The 15,172-nt window shown below is 68.0% G+C and carries 16 protein-coding genes; 12 read left to right on the top strand and 4 right to left on the bottom strand.

Features of this window, described 5'->3' with window-relative positions; all coding sequences use genetic code 11:
- Window positions 1–13: 13 nt before the first annotated feature.
- Window positions 14–637, bottom strand: a complete 624-nt coding sequence (gene pdxH, locus J3367_RS10000) for a pyridoxamine 5'-phosphate oxidase (RefSeq protein ID WP_024349983.1) — start codon at window positions 635–637, stop codon at window positions 14–16.
- Window positions 638–710: 73 nt separating this feature from the next.
- On the opposite strand from pdxH, the gene J3367_RS09995 reads away from it, so the two are divergent.
- From J3367_RS09995 to J3367_RS09980, 4 genes are all read left to right on the top strand, one after another.
- On the top strand, window positions 711–1,148 hold the full coding sequence (locus tag J3367_RS09995) for an RT0821/Lpp0805 family surface protein (RefSeq protein ID WP_187391317.1): 438 nt from the start codon (window positions 711–713) through the stop codon (window positions 1,146–1,148).
- A gap of 128 nt (window positions 1,149–1,276) precedes the next feature.
- Window positions 1,277–2,242 (top strand): DnaJ C-terminal domain-containing protein, encoded by a 966-nt coding sequence (locus J3367_RS09990; RefSeq protein ID WP_024349981.1) that lies wholly within the window; start codon window positions 1,277–1,279, stop codon window positions 2,240–2,242.
- 134 nt (window positions 2,243–2,376) lie between these two features.
- Window positions 2,377–3,201: an enoyl-ACP reductase FabI gene (gene fabI / locus J3367_RS09985; protein WP_009210626.1), complete on the top strand. Its 825-nt coding sequence runs from the start codon at window positions 2,377–2,379 to the stop codon at window positions 3,199–3,201.
- 37 nt (window positions 3,202–3,238) lie between these two features.
- Entirely contained in the window at window positions 3,239–3,832 is a 594-nt protein-coding gene (locus tag J3367_RS09980; RefSeq protein ID WP_024349980.1) for a histidine phosphatase family protein, read from the top strand.
- Between the two features lie 7 nt (window positions 3,833–3,839).
- On the opposite strand, the gene J3367_RS09975 is transcribed toward J3367_RS09980, so the two are convergent.
- Window positions 3,840–4,088 carry a DUF1344 domain-containing protein gene (locus tag J3367_RS09975; RefSeq protein ID WP_024349979.1) on the bottom strand — a complete coding sequence of 83 codons (249 nt, stop codon included), beginning with the start codon at window positions 4,086–4,088 and terminating at the stop codon, window positions 3,840–3,842.
- A 219-nt stretch (window positions 4,089–4,307) separates the two neighbouring features.
- On the opposite strand from J3367_RS09975, the gene aroC reads away from it, so the two are divergent.
- From aroC to J3367_RS09940, 7 genes are all read left to right on the top strand, one after another.
- Complete coding sequence (aroC, locus tag J3367_RS09970) at window positions 4,308–5,402, top strand: chorismate synthase (protein ID WP_024349978.1); 1,095 nt, start codon at window positions 4,308–4,310, stop codon at window positions 5,400–5,402.
- 79 nt (window positions 5,403–5,481) lie between these two features.
- The gene (locus J3367_RS09965; protein WP_024349977.1) at window positions 5,482–6,408 is read left to right on the top strand and encodes a histone deacetylase family protein; all 927 of its coding nucleotides are present in this window, start codon (window positions 5,482–5,484) and stop codon (window positions 6,406–6,408) included.
- A gap of 63 nt (window positions 6,409–6,471) precedes the next feature.
- The gene (locus J3367_RS09960) at window positions 6,472–6,744 is read left to right on the top strand and encodes an exodeoxyribonuclease VII small subunit (RefSeq protein ID WP_009210630.1); all 273 of its coding nucleotides are present in this window, start codon (window positions 6,472–6,474) and stop codon (window positions 6,742–6,744) included.
- Window positions 6,745–6,899: 155 nt separating this feature from the next.
- Window positions 6,900–8,816, top strand: a complete 1,917-nt coding sequence (gene dxs / locus J3367_RS09955; RefSeq protein WP_024349976.1) for a 1-deoxy-D-xylulose-5-phosphate synthase — start codon at window positions 6,900–6,902, stop codon at window positions 8,814–8,816.
- Window positions 8,817–8,888: 72 nt separating this feature from the next.
- Window positions 8,889–9,653, top strand: a complete 765-nt coding sequence (locus J3367_RS09950; RefSeq protein ID WP_024349975.1) for a TlyA family RNA methyltransferase — start codon at window positions 8,889–8,891, stop codon at window positions 9,651–9,653.
- Window positions 9,650–10,876 carry a class I SAM-dependent RNA methyltransferase gene (locus tag J3367_RS09945; protein WP_024349974.1) on the top strand — a complete coding sequence of 409 codons (1,227 nt, stop codon included), beginning with the start codon at window positions 9,650–9,652 and terminating at the stop codon, window positions 10,874–10,876. Before J3367_RS09950 ends, J3367_RS09945 begins: the two co-directional genes overlap by 4 nt.
- A 62-nt stretch (window positions 10,877–10,938) precedes the next feature.
- Window positions 10,939–11,583, top strand: coding sequence for a DedA family protein (locus J3367_RS09940; protein ID WP_024349973.1), 645 nt, complete (start codon window positions 10,939–10,941; stop codon window positions 11,581–11,583).
- A 42-nt stretch (window positions 11,584–11,625) separates the two neighbouring features.
- On the opposite strand, the gene J3367_RS09935 is transcribed toward J3367_RS09940, so the two are convergent.
- Together J3367_RS09935 and J3367_RS09930 are read right to left on the bottom strand one after the other, a co-directional pair.
- Window positions 11,626–12,366: a crotonase/enoyl-CoA hydratase family protein gene (locus tag J3367_RS09935; RefSeq protein ID WP_024349972.1), complete on the bottom strand. Its 741-nt coding sequence runs from the start codon at window positions 12,364–12,366 to the stop codon at window positions 11,626–11,628.
- A gap of 10 nt (window positions 12,367–12,376) precedes the next feature.
- Complete coding sequence (locus J3367_RS09930; protein ID WP_421460787.1) at window positions 12,377–14,173, bottom strand: acyl-CoA dehydrogenase; 1,797 nt, start codon at window positions 14,171–14,173, stop codon at window positions 12,377–12,379.
- A gap of 146 nt (window positions 14,174–14,319) precedes the next feature.
- On the opposite strand from J3367_RS09930, the gene J3367_RS09925 reads away from it, so the two are divergent.
- Window positions 14,320–15,162 (top strand): fumarylacetoacetate hydrolase family protein, encoded by an 843-nt coding sequence (locus J3367_RS09925; RefSeq protein WP_024349970.1) that lies wholly within the window; start codon window positions 14,320–14,322, stop codon window positions 15,160–15,162.
- The last annotated feature ends 10 nt before the right edge of the window (window positions 15,163–15,172 follow it).

The following is a 15,172-nucleotide window of genomic DNA, read 5'->3' as shown; positions in this document are numbered from 1 at the left end:
AGGCCGTTTGCCTTTACGGGTAGAGCCGCTCCACGTTCCAGCCGGCGCCCGGCTCGCCGCGCGGCGTGAAGATGGCGCGGTCGTGCAGGCGGAACTGGCCGTCATGCCAGAACTCGATCTGGGTCGGCATCAGCCGGAAGCCCGACCAGTGAGGCGGGCGCGGCACCGGGCCGTCGCCATATTCGGCGCCGAGCGCGGCGACCTTCTCCTCCAGGACTACCCGGCTTGCCAGCGGGCGCGACTGGTGGGATGCCCAGGCGCCGATGCGGCTGCCCTGGGGGCGCGAGGCGAAATAGGCGTCGGCCTCGGCGTCCGAGACGATCTCGACCGGACCGCGCACGCGCACCTGCCGGCGCAGCGACTTCCAGTGGAAGCACATGGCCGCCTTGCGGCTGGCCAGAAGCTGGGCCCCTTTGGCGCTCTCGAAATTCGTGTAGAAGACGAAACCGCGCGCATCGAACTCCTTCAACAGGACCATGCGCACATCCGGCAGGCCGGCCGCGTCCACCGTCGCCAGCGCCACTGCGCCGGGATCGTTGGGCTCGCTCGCCTCGGCATCTTCCAGCCAGGCCGAAAACAGCGCGATCGGATCGTCGCCGACGGGTCTTTCACCAAGAGTTAAGGCTTCGCTAGCCATTATCGTCATGATCCTTTGCATATGACATCGTCGCAACGATTCGCGGCGCGGCGCCGTAACAGATAAGAGATCGATGGCATCGTTCCAAATCCTCCTGGCCGGCCTGCTCGCGCTCGCGCTCGGCGGATGCGTGGTCGCCGGCCCGAATGCGGGCGACATGATCGACGACACGCTGATCACCGGCTCGATCGCACCGCCCCCTGCCCCGGCGGCCTCGAGCGACAATTCGGCGATCCCCGATCTCGAGCGCCTCTCCGACCGCCGCACGGTCCGCAACGCGGTGTCGGCCGCCGACATCGAGGCGGCGGCCAAGAGCTATCCCTGGGCCAATCCGCAGACCGGGACCAACGGCGTGATCAGCGCCCTGCAGGAAGTGCGCAACGGATCGCGCATCTGCCGGACCTTCCAGACCTCGCGCCAGCGCTTCGACGGCGTCGCGCTCTACAATGGCGAGGCCTGCACCACCGGTGCCGGCGAATGGGCCCTGGTGCGCTTCGACGAGAACGGCTGAGGTGATCCTGGCGCCGATCGGGGCCCTGGACCCTTAAATTCCATGGCGGCATCCACCATATAGGCGCAGGGCGCGGACCCTCCGCGTCACATTCGCCCAGCCATCATTCGTGAAGGACCCATTGCGTCATGCGCGACCCTTACGCCGTCCTCGGCGTTGCCAAGACAGCGAGCGAAAAGGAGATCAAATCCGCCTTTCGCAAGCTCGCCAAGCAGTATCACCCGGATGCCAATGCCAGCGATCCGAAGGCTGCTGCGCGTTTCAACGAGGCCAACCAGGCCTATGAAATTCTCGGTGACAAGGACAAGCGCGCGCAGTTCGACCGGGGCGAGATCGACGCCGAGGGCAAGGCGAAGTTCCAGGGCTTCGGCGGTGGCGGCAGCCCGTTCGGCGCCGGCGGCTTCGGCGGCGGCCGCGGCCAGCGGCCCGGCGGTTTCGATTTCCGCTCGACGGGCGGCCCGGAGGATATGGGCGCCGAGGGGCTGTTCTCGGACTTCTTCGAGCAGGCCTTCGCCGGCGCGGCCGGTGGCCGTCGCTCGGCCGGACCCGGCTTTGCCGGCGCCCGCAATGCCAGTACGAAGGGCGAGGACATCAACGCCAATCTGAAGGTGAAGCTGGCCGACGTCGTGTCCGGCGCCAAGGTCGAGGCGATCTTTCCGACCGGCAAGCGGCTGGCGATCCGGCTGCCGGAAGGCGTCGAGGACGGCCAGACGATCCGCCTCAAGGGCCAGGGCCAGCCGGCCCCGGTGCCCGGCGGCAAGCCCGGCGACGCGCTGGTCACCGTGCAGTTCGCGCCCCATCCGCGCTTTCGCATCGACGGCCGCGATCTGATCCACGATCTGCCGGTGCCGCTGAAGACCGCGGTGCTCGGCGGCAAGGTCGAGGTCGAGACCCTCGACGGCCGTATTGCGCTGACCATTCCGGCCTGGACGAATTCCGGCAAGACTTTTCGCCTGCGCGGCAAGGGCCTGACGACGAAGGTCGGCGGACGCGGCGACCTGATGGCGTCGGTGCGCATCATGCTGCCCGAGGGCGACGCCGATCTCGCCGCGCTGTTCCAGAAACAGGCCGAGCGCGAAGACGCCATCGGCTGATCGGCCACGGTCGCCCGGCAAACGACGCCCCTGCCGGAGAGGGCGGCGCAAGCGTGCTTGAAGGCCCGGCGGGGCTATGCCATACCCGCCGCCGCCAAAGCATTGTTTGCACGCTGTCTTGAGGGAGTCGCGCCATGGCCGAATCGAAGGGTCTGATGACCGGCAAGCGTGGCCTCGTGATGGGCGTCGCGAACAACCGCTCGATTGCCTGGGGCATCGCCAAGGCGGCCCGCGAGGCCGGTGCGGAACTCGCCTTCACCTATCAGGGCGACGCGTTGCGCAAGCGGGTCGAACCGCTGGCCAAGGAGCTCGACGCGCTGGTCGTCGGCCATTGCGACGTCAGCGACGCCGCCTCCATCGATGCCTGCTTCAAGACCATCGAGGACGAATGGGGCAAGCTCGACTTCCTCGTCCACGCCATCGGCTTTTCCGACAAGGACGAGCTGACCGGTCGCTATGTCGACACGAGCGAGGCGAACTTTTCCAAGACCATGCTGATCTCGGTCTATTCCTTCACGGCGGTCGCCCAGCGCGCCGAGAAGCTGATGACCGATGGCGGCTCGATGCTGACCATGTCGTATTACGGCGCCGAGAAGGTGATGCCGAACTACAATGTCATGGGCGTCGCCAAGGCCGCGCTCGAGGCGAGCGTCCAGTATCTGGCGGTCGATCTCGGCCCGAAGAACATCCGCGTCAACGCCATCTCCGCCGGCCCGATCAAGACGCTGGCCGCCTCCGGCATCGGCGATTTCCGCTACATCCTCAAATGGAACGAGTACAACGCGCCGCTGCGCCGTACCGTGACCATCGACGAGGTGGGCGATGTCGGCCTCTACTTCCTGTCGGATCTGTCGCGCTCGGTGACCGGTGAAATCCACCATGCCGATTCGGGCTACCACGTGGTCGGCATGAAGGCCGTCGACGCGCCCGACATCTCGGTGGTCAAGGACCTGCCGTAAGCCGGTCCCTCTCTCCGACGCCATGGCGGATGCTGCGATGATTTCGACCGAACTCTATCTCTGCCGCCACGGCCAGACCGACTGGAACGCCGAAGGCCGGCTGCAGGGTCAGGAAGACATTCCGCTCAACGCCCTCGGCCGCGAGCAGGCCCGGCGCAACGGCCTGTGCCTGCGCAACATCCTCGGCGCCGGCGCCTCCGGCTTCAGCTTCCTGTCGAGCCCGCTCGGCCGTGCCGTCGAGACGATGCGGATTATCCGCACCGAACTGGACCTTCCCCCGGACGATTTCGAGACAGATCCGCGCCTGGTGGAGCTGCATTTCGGCGACTGGCAGGGCTCTACCCTCGCCGAGGTCCGCAAGAGCGATCCGGACGGGCCGAAGCGGCGCAAAGCCGACAAGTGGAACTTCGTGCCGCCGGGCGAGAAGGCCGAATCCTATGCGCTTCTGGCCGAACGGGTGCGCCCCGTCTTCGAAAGCCTGTCGCGGCCGACCATCGTGACCGCCCATGGCGGCGTGTCGCGCTGCATCCTGCGCATGTATGGCGGCTTCGACGACCGGGCCGCCGCCCGCGGCGACATCGCGCAGGACCGCATCCTGCACTGGCTCGACGGCGGGCTGACCTGGGTCTGAGCGCTGCTCAGCCGGCCTCGACGATGCGCAGGGTCTCGGTCTCGCCAAAGATCAGCACCACGTCCATGCCGGGCTCGACGACGTCGTAGTCGAAATTCTCCGGCAGGCGGTAGGTGACGCCGTCGCTGAGCCGCAACTGGGCGTGCTCGCGGTCGATCGCCTCGATGGTGCCGTCGACTTCTTCCGCCATGGCCGGGATCGTCATCGCCACGGTGAGAAAGGACGTCGCGAAGAATGCGAGAATCTGCCTGGTCACTGTATGGTCCTTCCACCTCCGCCGCGACCGCCATCATGGCACGCGGCGTTCTCGCTGCCCCTCTCCGGGGCGTCTGTCAGCTGCGATGTTTGGCCCCGATTGTGTCAATTCTCGTGCGCGAAAATTACAATTCGTTTCGATCCGTTGCATTTGACGGATTTGGTTAAGCTAACGTAAGCGAGGCTTCCTCCAGGCCTCTTCTCCTTTCGGCGGAATTCCATGTCCCACAACAGCTTCGGTCATCTCTTTCGCGTCACCACCTGGGGCGAGAGCCACGGGATCGCGATCGGCTGCGTGGTCGACGGGACGCCCCCGGGAACCCGGTTCTCGGAAGCCGGCATCCAGGCCTATCTCGACAAGCGCCGCCCCGGCCAGTCGCGCTACACCACCCAGCGCCAGGAGCCCGACCAGGTGCGGGTGCTGTCCGGCGTGATGCCGGGTGAGACCGAGGGCGAACTCGTCGCCACCGGCACGCCGATCGCGCTGGAGATCCAGAACACCGACCAGCGTTCGAAGGACTATTCCGACATCGCCCGGCGCTACCGGCCCGGCCATGCCGACATCACCTACGACATGAAATACGGCGTGCGGGACTATCGCGGCGGCGGCCGGTCCTCGGCCCGCGAGACCGCGACCCGCGTGGCGGCCGGCGCCATCGCCCGGCAGATCGTGCCGGGCCTGACGGTCCGCGCGGCCCTCGTCCAGATCGGCACCATCGCCATCGACCGCAGCCGCTGGGACTGGGACGAGGTCGACCGCAACCCGTTCTTCTGCCCCGACGCTGAGACCGCCGAACGCTGGGCGGAGCATCTGGACGCCGTGCGCAAGAGCGGCTCGTCGGTCGGCGCCATCGTCGAGGTGGTCGCCGAGGGCGTGCCCGGCGGCCTCGGCGCGCCGATCTACGCCAAGCTCGACGGCGACATCGCCGCCAATCTGATGTCGATCAACGCCGTGAAGGGCGTCGAGATCGGCGACGGCTTCGCCGCCGCGACCCTGTCGGGCGAGGAGAATGCCGACGAGATCCGCATCGGGCCCGACGGCGCGCCGCAATTCCTGACCAACCATGCCGGCGGCATTCTGGGCGGCATCTCCACCGGCCAGCCGGTCGTGGCCCGCTTCGCCGTCAAGCCGACCTCGTCGATCCTCACCCCGACCCGCTCGGTCGATGCGGACGGCAACGAGGTCGACGTGATGACCAAGGGCCGCCACGATCCCTGCGTCGGCATCCGCGCCGTGCCGATCGGTGAGGCGATGGTCGCCTGCGCGGTGGCCGACCATTATCTGCGCCATCGTGGCCAGACCGGGCGGGGCTGACGCCCCTCCCCGCCTCCGGCACGGGCCGGATCGTCAAACAAATCGTTGAACAGGTCCGCGAGGACGCTAAGGTCGCCCCATGCGGACACGTCTCTATCATCACCCCATTTTCGCCGAGCACCTCACCGGTCCCGGCCATCCCGAGCGCCCCGAGCGCATGCAGGCGGTCACGGCCGCGCTCGAGGACGAGGCGTTCCAGCATCTCGACCGGGCCGAGGCGCCGGAAGGATCGCTGGAGGCGATCTATCGCTGCCATCCGGAGGATTACGTCCGCAAGGTCGCGACGACGATCCCCGAGGAAGGGCTGGTGCGTGTCGACAACGACACCATCGTCAGTCCGAAGAGCTTCACCGCGGCGTTGCATGGCGTCGGCGCGGCGACGGCGGCCGTCGACGACGTGATGACGGACGAATGCGACAATGTCTTCGTTGCCGCCCGCCCGCCCGGCCACCATGCCGAGCGCCAGACCGCGATGGGCTTCTGCCTGTTCAACAACGCCGCCATCGCCGCGCGCCACGCCCAGACGGTCCACGGCCTCGACCGCGTCGCGATCGTCGACTGGGACGTCCACCACGGCAACGGTACCCAGGACATCTTCTGGGAGGATTCGTCGGTGATGTACTGCTCGACCCACCAGATGCCGCTCTATCCGGGCACCGGCGCCAAGGGCGAGACCGGCCAGGGCAACATCGTCAACGCGCCGCTGTCGGCCGGCGACGGCAGTGACGTCTTCAAGGACGCGTTCCGCTCGCGGGTGCTGCCGGCGCTGCGGGACTTCCATCCCGACCTCGTCATCATCTCGGCCGGCTTCGACGCCCATCACCGCGATCCGCTGGCCAATCTGAAGCTGACCGAGGCGGATTTCGACTGGGCCACCGCCGAACTGATGGCGCTGGCCGACCGGGCCTGCGATGGCCGGCTTGTGAGCCTCCTCGAAGGCGGTTACGACCTGCACGGCCTCGCGGTCTCCACCACCGCCCATGTCAAGCGGATGATGACCGGCTGATCACGACCTCTTCGACAAGAGGCCCGGCACCGGACATTCGGAAACACAAGACAGACGGACACCATGCCCGAACGCGACGACGCCCCGCTCCCGACCGACGATTCCGACATTGCCGAGATGAGCTTCGAGAATGCCCTCGCGGCACTGGAGCGGATCGTCTCGGATCTCGAACGCGGCGATGTGCCGCTGGACCGCTCGATCCGCATCTACGAGCGCGGCGAGAAGCTGAAGAACCATTGCGACCGGCTGCTCTCCGTGGCCGAGGACAAGGTCGAGAAGATCAAGCTCAACCGCGCCGGCAAGCCGGTCGGCACCGAGCCGCTCGACCCCGATTGAGACGCTTCCCCGAAGGACAAGGCAACCGGACGTTCCCTCCGGCCGTTGTCCGTTCGTGTTTGCGGCCAGCGGGTTGAACCTCGCGTTTTGGAACCGATGTAAAGTGTTTCGCGCCGCTGGCGCGTGCATCTGACAGGCAGTGAAAGGTCCCGCCAGTGTCTTCGAAGTCGGTAACGCCACTGCTCGACCAGATTTCCTCCCCCGCCGATCTGCGGACCCTGAAGGAAAGCCAGCTCCGGCAGGTGGCCGACGAGCTGCGCACCGACCTGATCGACGCGGTCTCCAAGACCGGCGGGCATCTGGGCGCAGGCCTCGGCGTGGTCGAACTGACCGTGGCGATCCATCACGTCTTCAACACGCCCGACGACCGGCTGATCTGGGATGTCGGCCACCAGGCCTATCCCCACAAGCTTCTCACTGGGCGCCGCGACGGCATGCGCACCGTGCGCCAGGAAGGCGGCCTGTCGGGCTTCGCCAAGCGCACCGAGAGCGAATACGACCCGTTCGGCGCCGGCCATTCCTCGACCTCGATCTCTGCCGGCCTCGGCATGGCCGTGGCGCGCGACCTGTCGGGGGGCAAGAACAACGTCATCGCGGTGATCGGCGACGGCGCGATGAGCGCGGGCATGGCCTATGAGGCGATGAACAACGCCGGCGCGCTCGACGCGCGGCTGATCGTCATTCTCAACGACAACGACATGTCGATCGCCCCGCCGACCGGCGCCATGAGCGCCTATCTGGCCCGCCTCGTCTCCGGCAAGACCTATCGCAGCCTGCGCGACCAGGCGAAGTCGATCAGCCAGCACCTGCCCGGCTTCTTCCGCGAGGGCGCCCGGCGGACCGAGGAATATACCCGCGGCTTCTTCACCGGCGGCACGATGTTCGAGGAGCTCGGCTTCTACTATGTCGGGCCGATCGACGGCCACGATCTCGACCATCTCCTGCCCGTGCTCAAGAATGTCCGCGACGCCAAGACCGGGCCGATCCTCGTCCATGTCGTCACCAAGAAGGGCAAGGGCTACGGCCCGGCGGAGAACTCCGCCGACAAGTACCATGGCGTGTCGAAGTTCGACGTCATCACCGGCGCCCAGGCCAAGTCCAAGGGCAATGCACCGAGCTATACCGGCGTCTTCGCCGACAGCCTGATCCAGGAAGCGCAGGACGACGACAGGATCGTCGCCGTCAACGCCGCCATGCCCAGCGGCACCGGCCTCGACAAGTTCGGCGAGATCTTTCCCAAGCGCACCTTCGACGTCGGCATCGCCGAGCAGCATGCCGTCACCTTCTGCGCCGGGCTGGCCAGCGAGGGCTACAAGCCCTTCGCCGCGATCTACTCGACCTTCCTGCAGCGCGCCTACGACCAGATCGTCCATGACGTGGCGATCCAGAAGCTGCCGGTGCGCTTCGCCATCGACCGGGCCGGCTATGTCGGCGCCGACGGGCCGACCCATGCCGGCTCCTTCGACACCGGCTTCCTGTGCCCGCTGCCGGGCATGGTGGTGATGGCCGCCGCCGACGAGGCCGAGCTGCGCCACATGGTGCGCACCGCCGCCGTCTACGACGAGGGCCCGATCTCCTTCCGCTATCCGCGCGGCAACGGCACCGGTGTCGACATGCCGGAACGCGGGCAGGCGCTGGAGATCGGCAAGGGCCGCATCGTCAGGGAGGGCACCAAGGTCGCCATCCTGTCCTTCGGCACGCGCCTTGCCGACAGCGTCGCCGCGGCCGAAGAGCTGGAAACCTTCGGCCTGTCGACCACCGTCGCCGATGCGCGTTTCGCCAAGCCCCTCGACACCGAACTGATCGGTCGCCTCGCCCGCAACCACGAGGTGCTGATTACCGTCGAGGAAGGCGCCAGCGGCGGCTTCGCCTCGCAGGTGCTGGAGCATCTGGCGGCGCGCGGCCTGCTCGACCACGGCCTGAAGATCCGGCCGCTGATCATGCCCGACCGTTTCCTCGATCACGCCGCGCCGGAGACGATGATCCGCCAGGCGGCACTCGACCGGCAGGGCATCGTCGACACCGTCTTCCGGGCCCTCGGCACCGAAGCCAGCCGCGTCCTGCAGGCGTAACCTCCTCCTCGATAAAGGGCTTCGCGCGCGTTACTGCTTGCCATTTGCCGCCGCTGGCCGCATGACCTGCCGATGGCCTCCACCGAAGAACAACATCTGTCGCGCGTCCGGCTCGACGTCCTCGTCAGCGACCGCGGTCTTGCCGCCAGCCGCGCCCGTGCGCGCGACGCGATCATGCGCGGTCACGTCAAGGTCGACGGGCAGACCGTCACCAAGCCGAGCCTCAACGTGCCGCCCGAGAGCGAGATCACGCTGGACGACCCGGCCGCCGACTATGTCTCGCGCGCCGGGCTGAAGCTGGAAGCGGCGCTCGACCAGTTCGCCATCCCCGTCGAAGGCCGCACGGCCGTCGATCTCGGCGCCTCGACCGGCGGCTTCACCGAGGCGCTGCTGCGCCGCGGCGTCGCCCATGTGGTCTCCATCGACGTCGGCCACGGCCAGATGCATCCGCGCATCGCCGCCGATCCGCGCGTCACCGCGATCGAGGGCCTGAATGCCCGCGACCTGACCCGCGAGGATATCGGCGGCCGCACCTTCGATCTGCTGGTCGCCGATGTCAGCTTCATCACCCTGCGGCTGGCCCTGCCGCCGGCCTTGGAACTGGCCGAGCCCGGCACCACCGGCGTCTTTCTGGTGAAGCCGCAATTCGAGGCTGGGCGCGAGGCGATCGCCAAGAACGGCCTCTTGCGCGATCCCGACAGCGCGCCGCAGGTGGCCGAGGCCGTGCGCGACTGGCTCGCCGCCCAGCCCGACTGGCAGGTGAAGGGGCTCGCGCCCTCGCCGATCCCGGGCGGCGACGGCAATCACGAATTCCTGCTGATCGCCGAAAAATCATGAGCCTGGAACTGACCATCGACCGGCTCGGGGCGCAGGGCGACGGGGTCGCCGACACAGCGTCCGGGCCGGCCTTCGTGCCGTTCACCCTGCCGGGCGAGCGGGTCGAGGCGACCGAAGCCGGGCGCCGCTTCCGGCTCGACGCCGTCCTCACCTCCTCGCCGCAGCGCCAGACGCCGCCGTGCCCGCATTTCGGCACCTGCGGCGGCTGCGACCTGCAGCATGCCGACGATGCGCTCTACACCGCCTTCAAGCGCGACGTCGTGGTCGATGCGCTGTCGCGCGTCGGCCTCGACACCGAGATCGCGCCGCTGGTGGCCTGCCCGCCGGCCTCGCGCCGCCGGGTGGCGCTGTCGGCGGTCGGCGCCGGAAAATCCGTGCATCTCGGCTTCAATGCGGCCCATTCGGACCAGATCGTGCCGATCAAGGTCTGCCCGATCGCCCTGCCCGCCATCCAGCGGGCCCTGCCCGCGTTGCAGCGGCTCGCCGCTCTGCTGGCCGATCGCAGGACACCGCTGAAACTCACCGTGACCGTGACCGACACCGGTCTCGACGTCGCCGCGACCGCCGCGCCCAAGCTGGCCGAGGGCAAGCGGCGTCAGGCCATCGCGCTGGCCGTCAGCGAAGGCTTCGCGCGGCTCACCGTCGACGGGGAGATCCTCGTCATGACGCGGCCGCCTTCGATCGCCTTCGACGGCATCACCGTCGAGTTGCCGCCCGGCGCCTTCGTCCAGGCCGTGGCAGCGGCCGAAACCGCGATGGCGTCGCGGGTGACGAAGCATCTGGCCGGCGCCAAGCACGTCGCCGATCTCTTCTCGGGCTCCGGCACCTTCGCGCTGCGTCTTGCCGTCCAGTCGCGGGTCCATGCGGTCGAATCGGAAGCTGCGCCGCTTGCCGCGATGACCGCGGCCTGGCGCACCCGTCCCGGCCTGAAGCCGCTGACGACCGAGCGCCGCGACCTCTATCGCCGGCCGATCCCGGCGAAGGAACTGAAGGCCTATGACGGCCTGGTCTTCGATCCGCCGCGGGCCGGCGCCGAAGCGGTGTCGCAGGAGATCGCGGCGTCGAAGATCAGCCGCGTCGCCGCGGTCTCGTGCAACCCGGTCACGATGGCCCGCGACCTGCGCATTCTCGTCGATGGCGGTTTCCGCCTCGTCGAGGTGACGCCGGTGGACCAGTTCCTGTGGTCGCGCCATGTCGAGGCGGTCGCGCTCTTGGAGCGCTGACCGGCCCCGGGCGCCGCCGCGATCCCTTTGATTCTCCGCGACCGAGCGACTAAGCCCCTGCCATGACCGGATATCTCACCCAGTATGGCTACGCCTTCCTGTTCGTGGTCGTGCTGTTCGAATCCACCGGCATTCCGCTGCCGGGCGAGAGCATTCTGGTCGCCTCCGGCATGCTGGCCGGCGAAGGATCGCTGAACATCTGGGCGGTGCTGTTTGCCGCCTTCGCCGGATCGATCGTCGGCGACAATCTCGGCTATGTCGTCGGCCGGCGCTACGGGCGGCGGATCGTCGTGCGCTGGGGCTCGCGCTTCGGCCTCGGCGAAAAGCGCTTCGCCATGGTCGAGGAGCGCTTCAAGAATTACGGGTTCGCCGTCGTGCTGGTCGCCCGCTTCGTCATCATCCTGCGCCAGCTCAACGGCTTCGTCGCCGGCACGATGCGGATGAGCTGGCCGATCTTCCTGTTCTACAACTGCATCAGCGCCGCCCTGTGGAGCGCCGCCTACGGAGCCGGCGCCTATCTGTTCGGCTCGGCCTTCCGGCATTTCTTCGAGGCCTATTCGACCTGGCCGATCTTCGTCATCGCGGCGCTCGTCTGCGTCATCGGCATGGTGGGAACCTACAAGTTCCTGTTTGCCGAAGAGGACGACGAGACGCCGGCCGAAGATTCCAACACCGCAGATGATGCCTCGCTGCGCGGCAAGTCCTGACAGGACCCACCGCCACGCCCCGCCCGGCGGGGCGCCGACCGGTCAGCGCGACATGAAGGCCATGAAGGCGGCGCGGGCCTCGTCAGAAGTCAGCCGCTCGGAGAAATGCTCGATCTCCCGCTCGATCCGCGCCACGATGTCCTTGCGGTCGCCGCGCAGGAGCTCGCGCGCGATCGCCACGGCTTTCGGCGGCTTCTGGGCCAGCCGCTCGGCGGTCTCGCGCGCCACCGCCTCGACGTCGTCTTCCACGACCTTGTAGACGATCCCGGCCTCGCGGGCGGCTTCCGCATCGAAGGTGTCGCCCAGCGCCAGCAGCGCGAAGGCCCGCTGGTCGCCCATGATGCGCGGGCCGATGAGGCTGGACCCGGCCTCCGGCGTCAGGCCGAGATCGATGAAGGGCGTGCGGAAGATCGAGCGCGACGAGGCGAAGGCCATGTCGCAATGCATCAGCAGCGTCGTACCGATGCCGATCGCCAGACCGTCGACGGCCGCGATCATCGGCTTCGGCGCGGTCGCGACCGTCGTCAGGAACTCGTGGATCTCGGTGCGCTGCAGCCCGCCCTGTGCCAGTGTCAGGAAGTCCTTGATGTCGTTGCCGGCGGAAAAGGCGCCGGGCACGCCGCAGATCAGGATCACCCGCACCGCCTCGTCGCCGGCCGCGCCCTGAAGCGCGGCAGTGATCGTGCGGTACATGTCCAGCGTGATGGCGTTCTTCTTGTCCGGCCGGTTCAGCCGGATGGTCAGGACGCCGTTTTCGGTCGTCGTCTGGATCAGATCGGTCATGGTCGCGGTCCTACTGCAGGATCGAATGGGCAGCCGCGAGGCTGGCGGCGCCGCCGACGACCTGCCGCTTCAGGGCACCGGTCTCCGACAGGAGGTTCTCAGCCATGAAACGGGCGAGATGGGCGCGCTCGGTGCGGGTCGTGTCGGCCAGCGCCGCCTTGGCGAGATAGACCGCGCCGGCGGTGAGGCCGAACAGCCGCAGATAGGGCGTCGCCCCGGCAAGCGCCGTGTCCATGTCCTTGGCGGCCGTGGCGTTTGACAGGAACTCCGTCGTCTCGCGCAGATCGGCCATCGCTTCGGCCAGCGCGTCGCCGGTCTCACCGAAGGCCGCCTCGTTCTGACCGCGCACCGCCTCGATCGTTTCGTCCAGCTCGGCGAAATAGCGGCGCACCGCCTCGCCGCCGGACTGGCCGATCTTGCGGGCCACGAGATCGATCGCCTGGATGCCGTTGGTGCCCTCGTAGATCGGCGCGATGCGGGCGTCGCGCAGCAGCCGGGCGGCGCCGGTCTCCTCGACGAAGCCCATGCCGCCATGCACCTGGATGCCGAGCGAGGCGACCTCGACGCCGACATCGGTGGAGAACGCCTTGGCGATCGGCGTCAGGAGGTTGGCCCGCTCCTTCCACGCCGCTGACGCCTCGGCGTCGGCGCGATGCGCCTTCGCCATGTCGGTCGCGTGGCCGCAGGCATACGTGATCGCCCGCACCGCGCCGGTCAGCGACTTCATCGTCAGCAGCATGCGGGCGACGTCCGGATGGTCGAGGATCGGGCTCATCTGGCCGCCGGCTTCCGGATTCTTCGCCAGACGGGTCGCGCGTCCCTGGCGGCGCTCGCGGGCATAGTCGAGCGCCTTCTGGAAGGCGGCTTCGGCGACGCCGATGCCCTGCACGCCGACCAGCAGCCGGGCGTTGTTCATCATCGTGAACATGCAGGCGAGACCGCGGTTCTCCTCGCCGATGAGATAGCCGACCGCACCGGCCTCCTCGCCGTCGACGCTGCCGTCGCCGTAGATCATCGTGCAGGTGGGCGAGCCGTGGATGCCAAGCTTGTGCTCCACCGAATGGCAGAAGGCGTCGTTGCGGCGCCCGAGCGAGCCGTCTTGGTTGACCAGGAACTTCGGCACCAGGAACAGCGAGATGCCCTTCACGCCGGCCGGTGCGTCGGGCAGGCGCGCCAGCACCAGATGGACGATGTTGTCGGTGAAGTCGTGCTCGCCATAGGTGATGTAGATCTTCTGGCCGAAGATCCGGTAGCTGCCGTCATCGGCGCGTTCAGCCTTGGTCTTCAGCGCCGACAGGTCCGAACCGGCCTGCGGCTCGGTCAGGTTCATCGTGCCCATCCAGGCGCCGGTGACCAGCTTTTCCAGATAGGTCGCCTTCAGTTCGTCCGAGCCGTGGGCCTCCAGCGCCTCGACCGCGCCGACGGTCAGCGTGGGTCCGATGGCAAAGCCCATCGAGGCGGAGTTCCACATCTCGAAGACGGCGGCCGACAGCGAGGTCGGCAGGCCCTGGCCGCCATATTCCTCCGGCCCGGTCAGAGCGTTCCAGCCGCCGGCCGACCAGTTCTCGTAGAGCGCCTTCCAGCCGGTCGGCGTCGTCACCACGCCGTCCTTCACCGAGGTGCCCTCGCGGTCGCCGACATCGGCCAGCGGCGCGATCTCCTCGCCGGCGAAGCGGCCGGCCTCTTCCAGCACGGCGTCCAGCAAATCGGGGGTCAGTTCGCCCAGAAGGCCCTGTTCCATCGCCGCTTCCAGTCCCGCGACCTTTTTCAGCGCGAAGGCGATGTCATCGACCGGTGCCTTGTACATGGTAGATCTCCTCATGCTCGAACCGAGCGGATTGCGACGGAGGCAGGCTCACGACGCAATTACCTTTTACGTAATCGTCAATCAACAGGAGCGGAACCGAAAGCCGCCCGAACCATTCTACTGGCATCACTCGAAGGGAGATTTGCATGCGGTTCGTGCGGTATGGTGACCGGGGCTCTGAACGGCCCGGTCTGCTCGACAACGACGACCGTATCCGCGACCTCTCCGAGCATCTCTCCTCCCAGACCAGCGAGCCTCTCGACCCCGACCGCCTCGCCGCGGCCGGCCGGCTCGATCCCGCGTCGCTTCCACTGGTGGCCGAAGGCGTGCGGCTGTGCAAGCCCGTGCGGCGCATCGGCAAGATCATCGGCGTCGGGCCGAACTATCACGACGCGGCGGCCCAGGCCGGCTTCAAGGTCAATCCCGAACCGACGCTGTTCCTGAAGGCGGCAACGGCGGCCTGCGGGCCGAACGACCGGATCGAACTGCCGAAGCTGGCGAGCCGCGTCGACTGGGGCGTCGAGCTGGCCGTGGTGATCGGTCGCACGGCCAAATATGTCAGCGTCGAGGAGGCCATGCGCCACGTCGCCGGCTTCACCCTTGCCAACGACGTCACCGAGCGCAGCTTCCAGCTGCAGCGCGGCGGCCAGTGGTCGAAGGGCAAGTCGCACGACACCTTCGCGCCGCTCGGGCCCTGGCTGGTGACGCCGGATGCGGTCGGCGACCATGACGCGATCGATCTCTGGCTCGACGTCAACGGCGAGCGGCAGCAGAGCGCCAGCACCGCCGGCATGATATTCAAGGTGCCGTATCTGATCTCCTACATCTCCCGCTTCATGCGGCTGGAGCCCGGGGACGTCATCCTGACGGGCACGCCGGGCGGCGTCGGCCTGTCCTACGACCCGCCGCGCTTCCTGAAGGCAGGCGACCGGATCACCGTCGGCGGCACCGGCCTCGGCAGCCAGTCCTCGCTCTGCGTGGCGGTCTGACACGCGGACC

The sequence above is a fragment of the Aurantimonas sp. NFXS3 genome, assembly GCF_049132005.1.
Taxonomy (GTDB): Bacteria; Pseudomonadota; Alphaproteobacteria; order Rhizobiales; family Rhizobiaceae; genus Aurantimonas; species Aurantimonas coralicida.
This window is presented reverse-complemented; position numbering and strand designations above follow the sequence as displayed.

What these genes read in the sequence shown, in the direction of transcription:
- J3367_RS09990 (WP_024349981.1), top strand. Translation starts at nt 1,277, where the DNA reads ATGCGCGACCCTTACGCCGTCCTCGGCGTTGCCAAGACAGCGAGCGAA.
- J3367_RS09965 (WP_024349977.1), top strand. Translation starts at nt 5,482, where the DNA reads ATGCGGACACGTCTCTATCATCACCCCATTTTCGCCGAGCACCTCACC.
- J3367_RS09930 (WP_421460787.1), bottom strand. Translation starts at nt 14,173, where the DNA reads ATGTACAAGGCACCGGTCGATGACATCGCCTTCGCGCTGAAAAAGGTC.
- J3367_RS09995 (WP_187391317.1), top strand. Translation starts at nt 711, where the DNA reads ATGGCATCGTTCCAAATCCTCCTGGCCGGCCTGCTCGCGCTCGCGCTC.
- J3367_RS09935 (WP_024349972.1), bottom strand. Translation starts at nt 12,366, where the DNA reads ATGACCGATCTGATCCAGACGACGACCGAAAACGGCGTCCTGACCATC.
- J3367_RS09960 (WP_009210630.1), top strand. Translation starts at nt 6,472, where the DNA reads ATGCCCGAACGCGACGACGCCCCGCTCCCGACCGACGATTCCGACATT.
- J3367_RS09945 (WP_024349974.1), top strand. Translation starts at nt 9,650, where the DNA reads ATGAGCCTGGAACTGACCATCGACCGGCTCGGGGCGCAGGGCGACGGG.
- J3367_RS09950 (WP_024349975.1), top strand. Translation starts at nt 8,889, where the DNA reads ATGGCCTCCACCGAAGAACAACATCTGTCGCGCGTCCGGCTCGACGTC.
- fabI (WP_009210626.1), top strand. Translation starts at nt 2,377, where the DNA reads ATGGCCGAATCGAAGGGTCTGATGACCGGCAAGCGTGGCCTCGTGATG.
- aroC (WP_024349978.1), top strand. Translation starts at nt 4,308, where the DNA reads ATGTCCCACAACAGCTTCGGTCATCTCTTTCGCGTCACCACCTGGGGC.
- J3367_RS09980 (WP_024349980.1), top strand. Translation starts at nt 3,239, where the DNA reads ATGATTTCGACCGAACTCTATCTCTGCCGCCACGGCCAGACCGACTGG.
- J3367_RS09940 (WP_024349973.1), top strand. Translation starts at nt 10,939, where the DNA reads ATGACCGGATATCTCACCCAGTATGGCTACGCCTTCCTGTTCGTGGTC.
- J3367_RS09925 (WP_024349970.1), top strand. Translation starts at nt 14,320, where the DNA reads ATGCGGTTCGTGCGGTATGGTGACCGGGGCTCTGAACGGCCCGGTCTG.
- pdxH (WP_024349983.1), bottom strand. Translation starts at nt 637, where the DNA reads ATGGCTAGCGAAGCCTTAACTCTTGGTGAAAGACCCGTCGGCGACGAT.